This window comes from Asticcacaulis sp. P2_B1, from assembly GCF_056404915.1.
The window spans coordinates 36,139-53,434 of record NZ_JBFUDD010000016.1 but is presented as its reverse complement, the minus strand read 5'-3'; the positions used below and the strand labels follow the sequence as shown (position 1 = coordinate 53,434).

The window sequence follows — 17,296 nt, the reverse complement described above, 5'->3', positions numbered from 1 at the left end:
TTACGTGTGCCAGCCAGGTTCAAGCCATGCCTTTGTCCTCTTCCGACGCCAAACGCCGCCGCGCGCTCCAGGAACTGGCCATTCTCGATACCGACGCCGAACCGGCCTTCGATCAGATGACGGCCTTGGCGGCCGACCTGTTTGACGCGCCGATCGCTTTAATCTCCCTGATCGACGACGACCGGCAGTGGTTCAAGTCTCGCGTCGGCCTGGACATCCCGTCGACACCGCGCGACGTCTCGTTTTGCGACCACGCCATACGCCACAATCACGTCATGGTCGTGCCCGACGCGGCGATCGACAAACGCTTCTTTATCAATCCTTTAGTCACTGGCGAGCCGCATATCCGCTTTTATGCAGGGGCGCCGTTGCGGTACAACGACGCGCTGATCGGCACCCTGTGCATCATCAGCCCGAACCCGCGTTACGATTTCGACGACACTCAGGTGCGCCGCCTGAAGAAGATCGCCGAAAGCATATCCGCGGCCCTTGTCTTGCGCCAGGAAGCCATGGCCAACAAGGCCGCCATTCGCAAATTGCAGGAAACCCAGCGCAAGCTGGAGCTGATGGAAGAGGCCGCCGGCGTCGGCTACTGGCATATCGACCTCGTGCGCAACGAAGCCTTCTGGTCGCGGGGTGTCTACGCTATCCACGGCCTTAGCCGCGAAAGTTTTCAGCCCCAGATCGCCACCGGGATCGAGCTCTTCCATCCCGACGATCGCGCGGAACTATCACGCTGCATCGGCGAAGCGGCGGCCAATGGGGGCAATTTCACTTTCAAGCTGCGCCTGATGCGCGCCGATGGCGAAGAACGCATCGTCTTCGCCACCGGTGGCGCGGAATTAGGGGAAGATGGCAAGCCGGAGTTTCTCTTTGGCACCCTGGAAGACGTCACCGAAAGCAGCCAGATCGAGAATACCCTGCGGGCGGCCAGCGAAACCGCTGAAGCGCACCAGCAGGCCAAGTCCGACTTCCTGTCCAATATGAGCCATGAAATCCGCACGCCTTTGACGACGATGATCGGCTATTCGAACCTGCTGACCGGCGTCAAGGACCTGCCCAAGGACGCCCAGCACTATATCGGCCGCATCAACAAGGCCGGCAAGGCGCTGCTCGCTCTGGTCAATGACGTGCTCGACTTCTCCAAGCTCGAGGCCGGTCAGGTGACACTGGATCCCCAGCCTACCCAGATGAAGACGCTGACGACCGACGTGGTCGAGGAATTCCAGATCCTGGCCCAATCCAAGGGCTTCGCCATCGAGCTCGACTATGACGCCGCCTCGCCGGTATGGCTGTCGATCGACGACGTCCGTATCCGCCAGGTCCTGTACAATCTGGTCGGCAATGCCTGTAAGTTTACGCGCCAGGGCCACGTCAATGTCGCGGTCACCGCGGCCGGCGGCCGGCTGCGCGTCGAAGTCCGCGACAGCGGCCCGGGCCTGACCGAAGACCAGCAGGTTCAGCTGTTCAAACGCTTCAACCAGGTCGACAACAGCATCAACCGTAAATATGGCGGCTCCGGTCTTGGCCTGTCGATTTGCTACGAAATCATCCAGCTGATGCAGGGGCGGATCGGTGTCACTTCAGAAATAGGCCACGGCAGTTGCTTCTGGTTTGACATTCCCGTCGCCCTGGCCGCGGCGCCGGCCGTCGTCGCGTCGGCGGAATATCTTCAGCCGGTCTTCCTCGAAGACCGCCGCGTGCTCATCGTCGACGACCACCCCATCAATCGCGAACTGATTCGCCTTTTGCTGAAGGACTACGGTCTCGAAATCTACGAAGCCTGCGACGGGTCCGAAGCCGTCGACCTGTGCATGCGGATGCGGTTCGATCTGATGTTCATGGACATCCAGATGCCGGTCCTGGACGGTATTGCGGCGACCCGGGCCATTCGCGAGCAGTGTCCATTGAATGCTCGGACGGCCATCGTCGCCCTGTCGGCGCGTAACCAAACCAAGTTGTCGGAAGACATTCGCGGCCAGGGCTTTACCCACGCCCTGTCCAAACCGATCGACATGCCGCAATTCTACGCCACCCTGCATCGCTGCCTGGAAGGCGACCAGGAGGTTGAACGCTACGCAGGTTAGGCGCGTGTAATCTGATAAAGCCCCGATGCGTGCGGGGCCAAGTCGAGGCCGAACTTGTCGGAAAATACGCCCAAATCCTTGTGTGCCCACAGGTCGCGGACGCGCCACTTGCCCTTCAAACCTAATTCCCACCACAAGACATAGCGATTGCGCACGGTATCTTCGGTGTTGAACAGGGCGAGATAATAACTGCCCGGCTTTTGCGCTCTGGCCGTCCAGAAGGTATATTCGTCTCCATCGTTTTTCTGGGCATGGAAACGGTTATGAGAACTGGTCTGGTTGACCGCCAGGACCTCGTCATTGGTCAGCAGGTCGAGCGTCGGCTGATCGAGCACGCGCAGATCGCCCCCCATGATCAACGGTGACCGCGCGATCGACCACAGGGTCATCAGGGTGCGCTGTTCATCCGGTGTGAACTTGGTATCGCGCTGCCCGAGCGCCAGCCGTCCCAGCGGCAACATATCGGCATCCGGCCAGTGACCGGGAATGCGGTATGGGTTCCATTTTTCCAAACGCCCGAATTGATCGCGGAGCAACTTCCAGTCATCCCAGAAATCGTCGGAAATTCGCCACATCTGGGCGTATTGCTGGACGTGTTTTGCCCACTTGATATCGGTCTCGCCTGGAGACAGGCTGAGCACCATTGGCCGGCCGGAAGCCGCGATCGCCGCATGCGCCGCCTCGATTTCACGATAGTGGTCGGCGTAAACGCGGCTCATATCGTCCATCTTGACGAAATCGACACCCCAGGATGCAAACAGGGCAAAGACGGAATTGTAATAGGCTTGGGCGCCGGGCTTGGTCATATCGACACCGTACATGTCGGCGTTCCAGGCGCAGATACTCGACGTATCGACGATGTCCTTGGCGTGCAGGTCGGTGCCCAGGATCGGCAGATTCTTTTCGACCGCCAGACGCGGAATACCGCGCATCAGGTGGACGCCGAATTTCAGTCCCAAGGCATGGATCTGGTCGGCGAGCGGCTTAAACCCGGCGCCGTCGGCGGCGGAGGGAAAGCGATTGGGCGCTGGCAGCAAGCGGCCATTGCCGTCCATAGTCAGGGGGGCGCCACTGTTGTAATCGTAGCCTGTCGCCGTCGGCTCGTACCACTGGATATCGACGGTGAAGACGGAATAGCCATGCGGCAGCAGCTTATCCGCCATGATATGCGCGGTTTCGAGCGCTTGAGCTTCGGTAATGGTTGTGGCGAAGCTGTTCCAGCTGTTCCAGCCCATGGGCGGCGTCGGTGCCAAAACGGTGGACGGCGCGGCAAAGGCCGGCAAGGCGGTCGCGGCGGTGAGGGCGGCTGTGGCTTGCAGTAGGCGGCGGCGTGTGGCGGTCATGGCGTTTCCCTGGATATTGTCAGACTATTACCCGTTGTGGCGGGGAAAGCAAGACGGGTTATGACTTTGGGAGCCGCGGTCGGGCAGGCTACGTGACCATATAGTTGTGGATTTTTCGGTCGATTCTGGCTAACGCAAGCCCATGAACATTCTGCTGATCGGTTCGGGCGGCCGCGAACATGCCCTGGCGTGGAAGATCCAACAATCGCCCCTTTGCGACAAGCTGGTCATTGCGCCTGGCAATCCTGGCATGGCAGCGCTTGGCGAATGCTGCGACATCAAGGCGACCGATGTTGAAGGCCTGGCCAAGCTGGCGCGTGAAATGATGGCCGGCCTGGTCGTCGTCGGTCCGGAAAACGCCCTGGCCGAAGGCATAGCCGACGCCATGGCGGTCATGAACATCCCGTGTTTTGGTCCCAAACGTAAAGCAGCGCAGTTGGAATCATCCAAGGCCTTCACCAAGGCTTTTTGCGCCCGCCACAGTATCCCGACCGCTCAATCGGAAACCTTCGACAATGTCGCGGAAGCGCGCGCCTTCCTCAAGACCTATGCGCCGCCCTATGTCATCAAGGCTGACGGTTTGGCGGCTGGCAAGGGCGTTGCCATTTCGCCGGATTACCAGGACGCCGTCGCCGAGGTCGAGGCGATGCTGGGCGGCCGTTACGGTCCGGCCAGCTCCCATATCGTTATCGAAGAGTTCATGACCGGCGAGGAGGCCTCGGTCTTCGCCCTGTGCGACGGCGAAACCGCCATGCTGTTCGGCTGGGCTCAGGACCACAAACGCGCCTTCGACGGCGACACTGGTCCCAATACCGGCGGCATGGGCACCTATAGCCCCGCACCCGTGGTGACCAAGACCGTCCTCGACTTGACCCAGAACGAAATCCTCAATCCAACTATGGCGGGCATGAAGGCTGAGGGCATGCCCTATACCGGCGTTCTCTATGCCGGTCTGATGATCGAGGAAGGTTTTCCGCGTCTGGTCGAATATAATGCTCGTTTCGGCGATCCGGAATGCCAGGTGCTGATGCTGCGTCTGAAAAGCGACCTCGTGCCCTATTTGCTGGCGGCCGCCAAGGGCGGGCTGAAGTCCATGCCGGCGCCAGAATGGTATGCCGATCCAGCCGTCTGCGTCGTTTTTGCCGCCAAGGGCTATCCCGATAGTCCGCTGTCGGGCTCCATCATCCGCGGCGCCGATCAGGACTTCGGCCGCGACGTCACCGTCTTCCACGCCGGCACCAGCCGCGATGAAAAGGGCGTGCTGCGCGCCGCCGGCGGCCGGGTGTTGAACATCTGCGCCCGTGGCAAGACCCTGCAAGAAGCCCGGGATAAGGCCTATGCCGCCATCAGCCAAATCGACTGGCCGGGTGGGTTTTATCGCACCGACATCGCCTGGCGCGCCCTCTAATCTCTCTCTTTTGGCGATAGGCGTCGCAGTCGTCGCTAGCGGGTATGAAGTATACCCGCGTCGCTAGCCGACTAGCCTCTCATCCAAAATAGAGGCTTAGAGACGACGGTATAAGAGGAATTCGCCTAAGCCTCGATCATGTAGGTGTAGGGCTTGCCGCGCGACTCCGGTTCCCAGCCATCAGCGATAGCCTTGGCGATCTGGACGGCGACATCTTGCTTTGACACCTTGGGGCGCTGGGCATGGCGGCTCGGCTTGGGGAAGGGATATTCCAGCAGAAGCGTCTTCTGCGGATTTTCCTCATGCTGGACGGCAATGCAAAGTCCCTTGGGACCATCGACCGACGCCCATTGGGGCTCGCGGTGAATGTGCCAGCGGTAGGCGACACCATCGACCTTGGCGACGTCTTCCATCGATCTTTTAGCTTTTGCGACCATGCGGGGCTTATCTTCCGTCAGGCTCGACCTGTCCAGCCGAAATGCAAAAAAGGCGCCGAAATGGCGCCTTTTTCACGGAGTTTATTGCCAAATTTACGGATTGACGACGGCATTCTTGAGCGGTTCGACCCAGCCCTTGCCAGCGTCGTGGATGCCGAAACCCTCGCTGCCTTCGTAAACCCACAAGGCTCGGGCGAAGCCGCGATCCGCGGCCGCCTTTGACACGGCCTTGGTCCAGGCGACGCGGTCGTCCATATTCTTGTTGATCTTGGCATAGCTGCCGTATTCGCCAAGGAACATCGGCCGGTTATTGGCCTTCGACCAGGCAGTCACCTTATCGAACACGGTGTTTATCGCCGCCATCTGATCGGCCGTTCCGGTCCAGCGCACATCATGCATTTTTTCAATTTCCGGCCCAGCCCAGTTGGCGCCCTGATGGGTGAATTCCATTGGCGAATAATAGTGGAAGGTGACGATAAGGTGCTGATCGGTCGCCGGCAGTTTCAAGGTGTCGAGCTGATCGGCGCTGTTCCACATTACGGGACCGACAATGATGTTACGCGTCGGATTGGTTTCGCGCACCATGGCGATCAGATCGGGCAACCAAGCGTTCCAGATTTCGGCGTCGACCTTACCATTCGGCTCGTTCAGCAACTCGAAGATGACATTGTTGGGCGCGTTACGATAACGTTGCGCCAAATCGTACCACACATTTGGCAACAGGACGGCGCAACCGTCGGCATCCTTGGCGCATTCGTTATAATTGTGCTCATCGAGAATGATGTTGAGGTGATTGGCGGTCGCTAGGTCGATCAGGTGATCAAGGCGTTCCAGGTAGCGCGGATCGAGATTGCCCTGGGTGTCGACGATGTGGGTAAAAGCAAACAGGGGCACGCGGATGGTGTGGAAGCCGGCCTGGGCGATCAGGGCGACGTCGGCGTCGCTGAAACGGCTCTTCTTGCCGGCCCAGTAAGGATCTTCGCCTTCGAACAGATTGACGCCGGCGCCCATTTGCGCGACCTGGTCGGCGGGGGCGATCGGCGCGAACTTTACGTCATTCGTGTAGGGCTTGAAGGTCGAGGCGTCGGCATTTTCGGTAAAGCCATTATAGCCTTTGATCTGGTCCATGGCATTGTCCGCTTCGCGGCCAGCCGAAAGTCCCGGGCCATCCTTGGTGATCGGATTGCCGACATATTGCGCCATAGCGGCAGGGGCCAAGGCGGTGGTGGCCAGAAGGGCGGCCACGGTCAGGATTTTGAACATTATCTTCTCCACTGATTATTTCTTGTTTCGTTAAAACCTAGCCGCAAGTCTCGACTTAATCAAGGCTGCCAGCCTCTCTTAACGTGCGCTGGAAGCCATCTCCGTCGTCAAACCGCGCTGTAATCGGCAAAAAGGCTACTTTTTGCCGCCATTCGGCATCCAGCTTGACCCAATCCTTTTGCGTCGTGATCATGGGGAGGCCCAGTTTTTCCAACGCTTTCAGTTGCGATACCGGTACGGCAGCGTGGTCGGGAAACGCCTTGAAATGGACCACGGTAAATCCCTGGCCTTTCAGGGTGGCTTCGAATTTCCACGGTTTGGCAATGCCGGCGAACGCCGTGACAACGCCTGTTTGAGTGGGCTTTTCAACCGCCAACCGAGCGATGAAGACCGGCTTGTCGCCGAGCAGGGCCAGCAGGTCCGGATCCGGTTGCGTCTCCTTGTCCGGCAGCCACAGGACGCAGATATCGGCGCGCGCCAGGCCTTCGTCCAGGGGCTCGCGCATAGGACCGTAAGGGACGATGCCGCCATCGCCGAATGGCCATGCCTCGTCCGCCTTATCGCCGTCGATGACGAGAATATGCAAATCTTTGGCGATCTTCAAATTCTGGTGAGCGTCGTCGACGACGACGACCGGCATGTCGCCGGCTTCCAGTGCGCGTAGTCCCGCGGCACGATCCTTGGCAATCATGAAGGGATAGTCCTGGGCCAGCATCAGGGCTTCGTCGCCGACCTGACGGGCGTCGTCAGTCGCTGCCACGCGAGCTGGGCCTTCGACCGACCCGCCATGGCCTTTCGACAGTCCGACGGCCTTGGGCGCCAGCAAACGCAGGATCTCGCCGGTCACTGGCGTCTTGCCGGAGCCGCCTAGGGTGAGATTTCCGACGCTGATGACAAAGAGTGACGATCTGTAGGGCGTGGCATGACGCTGTTTAGTATCGTTGACGGCCTGCCATAGCCAGGCCAGTGGCTTGAGCGCCGGCCGCCACCATGGGGCGCCACGGGCCTGTTTGCGGTAATACCAATCGGGCGTGCGGATCATCTGGCGTCCACCTTCGGCAGCAGGGGCTCAAGCGCTTGCCATATTGTATCGAGCGTGCCGGCCTCGCGCTGGCTGACGGCAAAGGCGCGCCTATCGGCTTCGGTGACGGCCTGCGGATTTTGCCGGAGTTGGCCGATGAGGAATTTCAGCTCTTCCGGACCCTGGACGCGGAAGGCGGCGCCATCCTGCAGCAGGTCGGCGAAAATGCCTTCCCAGTTACCGATGTCGGGGCCTGTCACAACGCACTTGCCGACGCGGGCGGGTTCAAGCGGATTATGACCGCCGATACCCTGCATGAAGCTGCCGCCCATGATGGTCAGGTCGGCGCGAGTGAAAAACAGGCCCAGTTCGCCCAAGGTGTCGGCGAGATAGATCTGCGTGTCTTCGGTTATCTTGTCGCCATTCGTCCGCTGAGCCGGACGGAAACCGATAGCTTGCAGATCGAGTCGGATATCATCGGCGCGTGCCGGGTGGCGCGGTACGATGATCAGCAGGTCGCCGGCGATCAGGAAAGATTCCAAAGATTTGGAAATAATGACTTCCTCGCCTTCGTGCGTGCTGGCGGCGAGAAAAACATAGCGTCCTGTGGTGGCTGCACGCAGGGTGTCGAGGTCGGTGGCCTTGACAGGCAAGGCTTTGCCGATGGTCTTGAGGTTGGCGCGGGCACCCAGGCGTGCCGTAACGCTGTCGCCCATGGCGCGCAGACGGCCCTCGCTGTCGCCGTCCTGAGCCATGATCAAGGCATAGCCCGTCAATAATCGCTTCATGGAATTGCGAAATGTCTGCCACCCCCTGAAGGTCTTTTCGGTAATGCGGGCGCTCAGCAGAACATGCGGGACATGCCGGCGTTCCAAGTCGCTCAGGAGAGTCGGCCAGATGTCGCTTTCGATAAAGATGGCGAGGGACGGTCCCCAGTGATCGAGGAAGGCGGCGACGGCCTGGGGCGTATCGATGGGCGCGAACTGGTGGGTGACACCAGCCGGCAGACGCTGGGCCAATATGTCGGCCGAGGTCGTCGTCGCCGTCGTGATCATAATCTTCAGGTCGGGCCGTTCGGCGCGGAGGCGTTCGATGACGGGCAGGGCGGACAGGCTTTCACCGACACTGACACCGTGAAACCAGACCAGGGCGCCATCCGGCCGTTCGGCGCCAGTCTGGCCCAGCCGTTCGCCGACGCGTTCGGGATGCTCCTTGCCCTTGGCGACCCGGCCGGCGAGCAGGCGCGGCGCGAAACCATGGACGATGGCCATGACTTTTCGATAAAGCGCCAGCGAGAAGGTCATTGCGGTGTCAGGCCCAGCAACCGGTCGGCCTCCTGGGTGACGCCGGTCAGTGTTTGCTCTGCCTGCACACGCAGGATTTCCATCTGGTCTTCATCGGTATCAGCCGGTATCGCCGGCAGAACGCCCCAGACCATGGCGCCACGGGTAAAGGGACGAGGGATACGCATGCAATCCCAGGTCTTGAATTCGATGAAGTCCTTTGTCGATTGCCCCAGTACGACTAGCGGCGCGCCACTCATTTGCGACAATTTCAACGAGCCTTCGGTCATGACGCGGGCGGGGCCGCGCGGACCATCAGGCGTCATGGCGACGCAACGGCCGCCGGTTTCGGCCGTGCCGCGGATCCAGCGGATGAGATCACGGAAGGCGGCCGCACCGCCTTTTTGCTTTGTCGGATCGGACTTCTTGGCCGACGAGCCGCGGATGGAGTGGTAGCCGAAACGGGTGTTGATCTTCACGCTGACGTCGCCGCTCTTCGACATCGAGGCCAGGACGCAAACAGGCTGGGCGCGGTCGCGCGGCCAACTGGCGTGGCCAAGATGCAGACGTCCGTGCCAGAACATCAGGACCACCGGTCCCTTGCCGGCCCAGATGGTTTCGACGGCGTCCTGGCCGATGATTTGCCAACGTGTCGTGCTGTAACAGAATTTGAGATAACCGACGATGATCGAGGCGATCAGGGTCTGCATGAAATCGGATTCGAGCAGCTTTTTCACAGGACCACCTCCGGTACGACGATCGGCTGTTCGAATTGGGTTTCCGCGAGGCGGGCATAGAGGCCGCCGGCCTTGACCAGGTCGTCGTGCCGGCCCCGCTCAACGATCTCACCACGATCTAGGACGAGGATTTGGTCGGCGTGGCGGATGGTCGACAGGCGGTGAGCAATCATGAAAGTCGTCCGCCCTTGCATCAGGCGTTCCAGGGCATGTTGGACCTTGATCTCGGATTGGGTATCGAGTGCCGATGTGGCTTCATCCAGCAAAAGCAGCGGGGCGTTTTTCAAAAAGGCACGGGCGATGGCAATCCGTTGCTTTTGCCCGCCGGACAGGCGGGAACCGGCCTCGCCGGCGCGGGTATTGTAGCCGTCGGGCAGGGCGGCGATGAAATCGTCGGCCGCGGCATCCCGGGCGGCCTGTTCAATATCGGCCTGACTGGCGCCGGGGTTGCCATAGGCGATGTTGGCGCGAATGGTGTCGTCGAACAGGAACGGATCCTGGGTAACCAGGGCGATGCGGCTGCGCAAAGAGCGGATGGCGATATCGCGATGGCTCAGCTCATCGAAGCGGATGTCGCCACTGCTGAGGTCGAAAAAACGCGGGATTAGATTTAGCAGGGTCGACTTGCCCGAACCCGATGGTCCGACCAGGGCAATGCTTTCCCCGGCGCGGGCGGTAAACGAAACGTCCTTCAGCACCGGCGCATCGCCATAGCTGAAACTGGCATGCTCGAACGTGATGGCCTTGAACGCACGCGGCAGGACTTTAGCATCCGCGACTTCGGTGATTTCCGGCTGGATATCCAGGGCGATAAACAATCGCCGTGCCGCTGTCATGCCCTGGGTGAAGGTGCCCTGGACGCCGGCCAATTGGCGCAGGGCCTGGCTGGCCGTGCCCAGCGCCATGATAAAGGCGAACAGGCTGCCGGCGGTGATGGCACCGCTTTGCGCCCGCCAGCCGGCATAGGCCAGCAGGCCGGCCAGCAGTAGTCCCGTCAGGACCTCGGTGACGATCGGCGCCATGGATCGGGCATTGGCGCCCTTGATCATATGGCCTTGCCGGCGGGCGATGACCGAGTCGACACGCGCCTCTTCGGAGGCTTCCTGGTTGCTGATCTTGACAATCTTGACCCCGTCCAGGCTTTCCATGATCGCGGTCGACAGGCTGGAGGTTTCGGCCATGGTGCCTTGGGCCGCCTTGCGTGTCAGTTTGAGGTAGCGTCCCATGACCGAAGCGACGATGGGGCCGGCGATCAGGACGGCAATCGTCATGGTCCAGTCATAGATAAACATGGTGGCGATGCCGCCGACCACGATCAACCCCGCCTGGACATATTGCACCACACCGGTCGAGGCGGCGTCGCGCACCAGGTCGGCATCGTAGAGAACCGAAGACAGATACTGTCCTGAATGGGCCGTTTGCAACCGTCCGAGATCGGCCCGGACCAGGCGGGAAAACAGTTGTCCCTGGATTTTGCCAACCAGCGAATTACCGAGCTTGTTGAGCGATCGCGTCAGGCCGATCTGGCCACCGCAGCGAATCAAGGTGGCGATGATAATGACCAGCGGCACGACCCAGAGCGGATGGGCCTTGAGATAGGCCCGCAAGCCTGTGGAAAAGAGCTTTAGCGATGCGTCGGTCGACGAGGCGTGAAACAACAGGTCGATCGACGGCCCCAGCCACCATGCGAGAAATGAGGTCGTTACGGCGACGATGACGGCACCCAGGACGGCCATACCCAGCAGGCTCTTCTGAGGCGCCAGATATTGCGCCCAGACGCGGGCGATCAGCGCTTTCGTGCTCATCTCGGGCGTTAGGGAGGCTGGCGGCGTGTCGGTCATACAGTCTGTCTGGAAAAAGCTTTGCGAGCGTTTATATAGGCTTATGCGGCAAATGTGTAAGCATGTCGCCTATTTATGTGTTAACAGCCCACGCCTAAACAAGTCCTGAGGTCCCTTTGAAACTGCTGCCCAAAAAATCGCATAAAAAGCCGTTCAAGACGGGGACGGCCTGGGAGCGTTTCGGCACCTATCTGCACTACCTGTGGGCCGACCACGCTTATTTGCGATTAGGCTTCACCAATGCCCACTGGATCGACAAGGATATGGTCCGGACCAACCAGCCGTGGCCGTTTCAGTTGGAAGAGTGGAAGAAGCAGGGCGTCAAGACTGTTATCAATCTGCGCGGCGGCAAGGGCTCGTTCTACTATCTCGAAAAACACGCCTGCGAAAAACTCGGTCTGGTCATGGAAGATTTCGGCCTGACTTCGCGCAGCCTGCCGACCGCCGTCGAGATCAAGGCCGCCAAGGATCTATTCGACCGTATCCAATATCCGGCGCTGCTGCATTGCAAGTCGGGTGCCGACCGCGCCGGTATCATGAGCGTGCTCTATTGCCACTTCCATCTGCATCAGCCGATTGCCCAGGCCAAGGAACAACTCAGTTTCAAATATCTGCATATGAAGGGCGGCCATACCGGCGTGCTCGACTATCTGTTCGAAGTCTATCTCCACGATATCGAGCCGACAGGTGTGTCATTCTTCGACTGGACCCAGGGGCCGGACTACGATCCCGTGGCGCTGAAAAAGGCCTTCAAACCCGATTTTTGGGGCACGCTGATGAGCGACAAGGTCTTGCGCCGCGAATAGCTTTCTTATCTTCCGCCGCTAATCGCGTACGGCACCCTTGCAGCCGATCGGTTACCGTTGTGTCACGATCACACAAGGAAACGTGACATGGCCACCACTCTCAATCAACCCTCATCGGGCAGCAACGGCGTCGTTATTATTCTCGCCGTCATTATCATTGCGATCGCCGCCGTCGCGGCGGTCTGGCTGATGCAGGATCACCGCAGCGGCGCCGAGCGCGTCGGCGACGCTATCGCCATCGCACCGCAAGGCCTGGGCAAGGCTGCCAAGAAGTTGGACGACCAACCGCCGGGCAAAAATGTCGAGCGCAATCTCGACGATGCCGCGCAAAAAGTTCAATAAAACAAAAGGCCGGTGCGAAAACACCGGCCTCCGTATTAATGGGTATGGTCGTCCGGGTGATCAGGGTCGATCAGCTTGTGGGCATGGATGACGAAATAACGCATCAAGGCGTTGTCGACCGTCGATTGCGCCTTGGCGCGCCAGGCCCGGACGGCCTCGGCATTATTGGGGAAAGCGCCGACGAATTCGACCTTTTTCAGGTCCTTGAAGGTGGTGCCGGACAGGTCGGTCAGTTCGCCGCCGATGACAAGATGCAGAAGTTGTTTTTGGCTCATATTCAAACTCTCAGTGGGGTCTTTAAATGCGCACAGCGTCTGATAATATCCGGAAATAAGGCTGGGCCGGAACAGATCAGGCTGGGTTTCAGGCTGTCGATAGCATTGAATCCATAAGGATTGCCTAAATGGTCGGAGACGATGGCGCCGGCTTCCTGAGCGATCAAGGTGGCGGCGGCGACGTCCCAGTCGCGCTTCGGCGTCAAGGCTATGGTGAAGTCGGCGCGGCCGCAGGCGACCGATACCATGCGGTAGGCGACCGATGGCCGCGAATGGACCGACAGGCGCGGCCACGGCATGGCCCAGATGTCCTTGCCGAAGACGCGTGAGTCGCCGAGGACCTCGGAATCTTCCAGCACGGTCCGATCGCTGACCTGGATGATCGCCTCGTTGAGATGGGCGCCGGTCCCAAGGCCGGCGCTGAACATTTCGCCGGCGTCCGGCGCATAGACCACAGCCGCCACCGGTTTGTTGGCCTCGATAATGGCCAGGGCGATGGTCCAGTAAGGGCTGCCCTTGGACAGGCCCATCGTGCCGTCGATCGGATCCAGCACGAAGGTCCGCATCGAGGTCAGGCGCTCGGCGTTGTCGGCCTCTTCCTCGCTTTGCCAGCCATAGTCCGGACGCGCTTCCAGCAGGGCTTCCTTCAGCCACAGATTGACTTCGGTATCGGCATTGGTGACGATCGAGCCGTCGGACTTGTAGCTGGTGATCAGGCCGTGCGCCTTGACGTGCTGCGCCAAGGCGCCGGCACGGCGAACCTTGTCGATGATCAGCGCAAGATCGGACACGGCGTGAAAGCCCATTATTTGCCACCCAGGCTTAAGCCATCGATGAACAATGAAGGTACGTCGAGCGAGCCCTTGATTTCCAGGTCGTTGGCCGGAACCAGGCGTTGGTATATCTCGATCAGGTTGCCGGCGACGGTCATTTCGTTGACCGGAAAGGCGATGACGCCATTTTCGAACCAGAAGCCCGAGGCACCGGCGGACCAGTCGCCGGTATCGGAATTGACGCTGGGGCCGAACATCGAGGTGATGACGACGCCTTTGCCGGCTTCGGCCATCAGGGTTTCGGGCGATTTCGTACCATTGCTCAAGGTGACATTATGCGTTGAGACGCCCGGCGCGCTGGCCAAGCTGCGCGAGGCATTGCCGGTCGAAACCATATTCAGTTGTTTGGCGGCGGCGGTGTTGAGCAACCAGGTCGTCAGGACACCGTCCTGGATAAGGGCGCGTTTTTGCACGGCCACGCCTTCGTCGTCGAACAGGCACGAGCCCAGGCCGCGCAGGCGCAGCGGATCATCGACGATCTGAACCGACGAATCGAACAGTTGCTGGCCCAGCTTGTCTTTTAAAAAGCTGGAACCGCGAGCGATGGCGGAGCCGGAAATGGCGCCGATAAATTGACTGATCAGCGAGCGCGATACACGTTTGTCGAAGATCACCGCGGCTTTTTGCGTATCGATCTTGCGCGCGCCCATGGCGGCCAGGGCGCGTTCGGCACCGATGCGGCCGGTATCGGCGACATCGGGCAAGTCGGCGGCATGGCGGACGCTGCGGCCTTCGCCGTCGCGTTCCATATTGCCCTCGGCATCGGTGGCGATGAAGCGCCCGGATTGATAGAACAGGCTGGTCTTGTGCGAGCCCGAGAACCCGCCTGACGTGAGCATGTGCCACATGTTTTGGGCATAGCCGGTGCTGGCGGCATCGCTTTGCAAGGCGCCGCCCTGGGCCAAGCCGCTGGCTTCGATGTCGAGGGCGCGTTGCTGCAGGGTTTCGGGCGTCATGGTCGAGGCGTCGAACAATTGCAAGTCGACAGCGTCGCCGCGATAGAGCAGGGCTGGGTCGGCGAGGTCGGCATAGGGATCGTCGGGCGCCAGGCGCGCCATGGCGACGGCGCGTTCAACCAGGCGGTCCAGGGTCGGTTTGGAGAATTCGGAAACCGAAACAACCGCCTGCTTGCGGCCGACGAAGACGCGCAGGCCGAGGTCGCTGTTTTCGTCGCGTTCGACGGTCTCGATCTCGCCCTTGCGGACGCCGACACTGAGCGAACGCGACACGGCGAAGACGGCTTCCGCGACATCGGCGCCGGCCGACTTGGCGGCGCGGATCAGGTCGTCGAGACGTTGAACATCGGCGTCCTTGACGAGGTCGTCGGCGTTGGCGGATCGAGGGGCGGATTCGGGGTCGTTTCGCGTTTGCAACATGAAAAATCTATAGGCCCGCGCAAGCTATCAAGGCAAGTCTCGTTTGTGACAAATTGATAGCGCTTTCGCGTGACGGCGATCTTCGGAAAATGCGAATGAAAACCCTGACAGGTCTGAGCCGTTTAGCGAAATGTTCAGGTGTATGGGCTAATTCTACCGGTACTCCGCGTTCAGGAGACGACCCAGTACCCGACCAGGAATTGTCTATGTTGTCGATTGTCCGCTCGCTTCTCAACAAGGCGAACGAAATCAGGGATGTCGCGGCCGGCGGATATCGCCTCAGTATCCAGGAGGAAGTGCAGGCGCTCGGCACGGTCAACCGCCGCTATCTCCTGGTCGTCGGCAGTTATTTCAGCCTGATGTTCGGCTACCGTTTCCTCAGCGAAACCGGTATTAACCTGGCTATCATGGCAACGGTCACCGCGGCGACGGCCCTTGCCTGTTTCGGCTTCTACCTGCTCTATGTCCGCAAGACCGAGGATCTGTGGCGGTTGGAATTCGCAAGCCTGATCGTCAACCTGCTGATGCTGGCCAATCCCGTGGCATTCCAGACCCTGCATTACGAACATCAGCGCATGGTCTATTTCCTCTTCCTCTGTGTCATGTACGCCATATCCGGTGTATCGTTGCGGGTCCTGATCCCCAGTGTGCTGATGGCCGTCATTGCGGGCGTGGGCCTGGCCTGGGTCCATGAGCAGGCCAATATCACACGCTATTTCTGGCTATCGATGGGCGGGGCCGCGACGGCGCTTGGCATGAGCGCCATGGTGCGGCGCACCCTTTTCCAGGCGGTGCGTGCCCGCGCGACGGCCGACCGGCTGCGCGCCGAGGCCGAGATCATGGCGGATTGCGATGTCCTGACCGGCCTGCCCAATCGCCGCAGCTTTTTCCGTGAAATGGAGGGCGCATTAGCCGGCGTTAAGATCGGTCAAGCCTTCGATCTGGCGCTTATCGATCTCGACGGTTTCAAGCCGATCAATGACATTTATGGCCACAGCGTCGGCGACACCCTGCTGATCGCCGTCGGCGACCGCCTGCGCCTGGTGTGCGGCAAGCGGGCCTTTGTGGCCCGCATGGGCGGCGACGAATTCGCCATCATCCTGAAAGGCGCCGCCGACCAGGACGAGGTCAAGGACTTCGGCGCCCATGTTTGCGACGCCCTGCGCGAAACCTATAATCTGGGTGGTGTGACCGCCAATATTTCCGGCAGCGTCGGTTTTGTCAGGTGTGATTCGGCCGAGCTGACGGCCTCGCAACTGCTGGAGCGTGCCGACTATGCGCTCTATTTCGCCAAGCAGAATCTGCGCGGGGCGCCGGTGGTTTTCACCGAGCGCCACGAAGCCGAGATGCGCGATTTCAGCCTGGTCGACCAGACCCTGCGCAGCAGCGACCTGCACAGCGAGCTATCGATCGTCTTCCAGCCACAATTCGACGTTGTCGACAATTGCACGATCGGGTTCGAAGCCCTGGCGCGGTGGGACAGCGCCCGCCTGGGTCCGGTGCGCCCAGACATCTTCATCAAGGCGGCGGAACGGTCGGGCCTGATTACCCAGATCACTATCCTGCTGCTGGAAAAGGCATTGCATCTGGTCAAGCGGTGGCCGGAAGATACGCGCGTTTCGTTCAACCTGTCGGCGCGCGATTTACGGTCGGGCATATCGATCGCCAATATCTGCAAGACCGTGCGCGAGTCGGGCATCGATCCCCGCCGTATCGAATTCGAAATCACCGAAACCGCCATGCTGACCGATTTCGAGCAGGCCTGCGAAGCCCTGATCAAGCTGAAGGCCATGGGATCGCGCATCGCCATCGACGATTTCGGCTCGGGCTATTCGTCGTTTTCCTATATCCACCGTCTGCCGGTCGACAAGATCAAGATCGACCGCAGCTTCGTCATTCAATTGTTGAAGCACGACTCGGCGCAGAAGATCATCAAGACGATCATCGACCTGTGCCACAATCTCAATCTCGATTGCGTTATCGAAGGCGTCGAAACCCAAGCCGAACTGGCGAAGCTGCGTCAGGTGCGGGCGCGTTATATCCAGGGTTATCTGTTCAGCAAGCCGATTCTGGCGGATGATGTCCTGGCCTATATGGCCGCGGAAACCATGCGTTTGGGCGAGGCCCGGCGAGCGGTTTAAGCGATCGCCTTATGCAGTAGTCAAGGCGCTGCATAGCACTACGGATCTCGTTGAATTTGTTAATTTTTCCAGGATTAATGCAGTGCCGTGCCTAGCGGTAATA

General features: G+C 60.2%; 15 protein-coding genes. 5 read left to right on the top strand and 10 right to left on the bottom strand.

The genetic code is table 11. From position 1 onward, the window contains the following. Positions 1–26: 26 nt before the first annotated feature. Positions 27–2,087: a hybrid sensor histidine kinase/response regulator gene (locus tag AC1DX3_RS21995; RefSeq protein ID WP_476991496.1), complete on the top strand. Its 2,061-nt coding sequence runs from the start codon at positions 27–29 to the stop codon at positions 2,085–2,087. Here AC1DX3_RS21995 and AC1DX3_RS21990 read toward each other — a convergent pair. Next, positions 2,084–3,430 (bottom strand): glycoside hydrolase family 27 protein, encoded by a 1,347-nt coding sequence (locus tag AC1DX3_RS21990; RefSeq protein WP_476991495.1) that lies wholly within the window; start codon positions 3,428–3,430, stop codon positions 2,084–2,086. The genes AC1DX3_RS21995 and AC1DX3_RS21990 overlap by 4 nt on opposite strands. Before the next feature lie 142 nt (positions 3,431–3,572). Here AC1DX3_RS21990 and purD point away from each other — a divergent pair, with 142 nt between their 5' ends. Then, the gene (purD, locus tag AC1DX3_RS21985; protein ID WP_476991494.1) at positions 3,573–4,838 is read left to right on the top strand and encodes a phosphoribosylamine--glycine ligase; all 1,266 of its coding nucleotides are present in this window, start codon (positions 3,573–3,575) and stop codon (positions 4,836–4,838) included. Between the two features lie 125 nt (positions 4,839–4,963). Here purD and AC1DX3_RS21980 read toward each other — a convergent pair whose 3' ends face one another. The 6 genes from AC1DX3_RS21980 to AC1DX3_RS21955 all read right to left on the bottom strand — a co-directional run bounded on the left by AC1DX3_RS21980 (position 4,964) and on the right by AC1DX3_RS21955 (position 11,420). Continuing rightward, on the bottom strand, positions 4,964–5,275 hold the full coding sequence (locus tag AC1DX3_RS21980) for a hypothetical protein (protein ID WP_476991493.1): 312 nt from the start codon (positions 5,273–5,275) through the stop codon (positions 4,964–4,966). Positions 5,276–5,368: 93 nt separating this feature from the next. Then, complete coding sequence (locus AC1DX3_RS21975; RefSeq protein ID WP_476991492.1) at positions 5,369–6,538, bottom strand: glycoside hydrolase family 5 protein; 1,170 nt, start codon at positions 6,536–6,538, stop codon at positions 5,369–5,371. Between the two features lie 55 nt (positions 6,539–6,593). After that, the gene (lpxK, locus tag AC1DX3_RS21970; protein WP_476991491.1) at positions 6,594–7,580 is read right to left on the bottom strand and encodes a tetraacyldisaccharide 4'-kinase; all 987 of its coding nucleotides are present in this window, start codon (positions 7,578–7,580) and stop codon (positions 6,594–6,596) included. After that, complete coding sequence (locus tag AC1DX3_RS21965) at positions 7,577–8,863, bottom strand: 3-deoxy-D-manno-octulosonic acid transferase (protein ID WP_476991490.1); 1,287 nt, start codon at positions 8,861–8,863, stop codon at positions 7,577–7,579. The genes lpxK and AC1DX3_RS21965 overlap by 4 nt, the downstream gene beginning before the upstream one ends. Next, entirely contained in the window at positions 8,860–9,579 is a 720-nt protein-coding gene (locus AC1DX3_RS21960) for a lysophospholipid acyltransferase family protein (protein WP_476991489.1), read from the bottom strand. The genes AC1DX3_RS21965 and AC1DX3_RS21960 overlap by 4 nt, the downstream gene beginning before the upstream one ends. Further along, the gene (locus AC1DX3_RS21955; RefSeq protein WP_476991488.1) at positions 9,576–11,420 is read right to left on the bottom strand and encodes an ABC transporter ATP-binding protein; all 1,845 of its coding nucleotides are present in this window, start codon (positions 11,418–11,420) and stop codon (positions 9,576–9,578) included. The genes AC1DX3_RS21960 and AC1DX3_RS21955 overlap by 4 nt, the downstream gene beginning before the upstream one ends. Positions 11,421–11,536: 116 nt before the next feature. On the opposite strand from AC1DX3_RS21955, the gene AC1DX3_RS21950 reads away from it, so the two are divergent. Together AC1DX3_RS21950 and AC1DX3_RS21945 are read left to right on the top strand one after the other, a co-directional pair. After that, positions 11,537–12,226: a protein tyrosine phosphatase gene (locus tag AC1DX3_RS21950; protein WP_476991487.1), complete on the top strand. Its 690-nt coding sequence runs from the start codon at positions 11,537–11,539 to the stop codon at positions 12,224–12,226. 87 nt (positions 12,227–12,313) lie between these two features. Beyond that, complete coding sequence (locus tag AC1DX3_RS21945) at positions 12,314–12,568, top strand: hypothetical protein (protein WP_476991486.1); 255 nt, start codon at positions 12,314–12,316, stop codon at positions 12,566–12,568. A 35-nt stretch (positions 12,569–12,603) separates the two neighbouring features. Here AC1DX3_RS21945 and AC1DX3_RS21940 read toward each other — a convergent pair whose 3' ends face one another. From AC1DX3_RS21940 to AC1DX3_RS21930, 3 genes are read right to left on the bottom strand one after another with little or no spacing between them, the layout of a single operon-like run. After that, positions 12,604–12,843 (bottom strand): DUF4170 domain-containing protein, encoded by a 240-nt coding sequence (locus AC1DX3_RS21940; RefSeq protein WP_476991485.1) that lies wholly within the window; start codon positions 12,841–12,843, stop codon positions 12,604–12,606. Positions 12,844–12,845: 2 nt separating this feature from the next. Further along, positions 12,846–13,649, bottom strand: coding sequence for an inositol monophosphatase family protein (locus AC1DX3_RS21935; RefSeq protein WP_476991484.1), 804 nt, complete (start codon positions 13,647–13,649; stop codon positions 12,846–12,848). Beyond that, a complete protein-coding gene (locus AC1DX3_RS21930; protein ID WP_476991483.1) occupies positions 13,649–15,052 on the bottom strand; it encodes a TldD/PmbA family protein in 1,404 nt (467 codons plus the stop codon). The genes AC1DX3_RS21935 and AC1DX3_RS21930 overlap by 1 nt, the downstream gene beginning before the upstream one ends. Positions 15,053–15,258: 206 nt before the next feature. Here AC1DX3_RS21930 and AC1DX3_RS21925 point away from each other — a divergent pair, with 206 nt between their 5' ends. Further along, positions 15,259–17,193, top strand: coding sequence for a putative bifunctional diguanylate cyclase/phosphodiesterase (locus AC1DX3_RS21925; protein WP_476991482.1), 1,935 nt, complete (start codon positions 15,259–15,261; stop codon positions 17,191–17,193). Positions 17,194–17,296 lie beyond the last annotated feature (103 nt).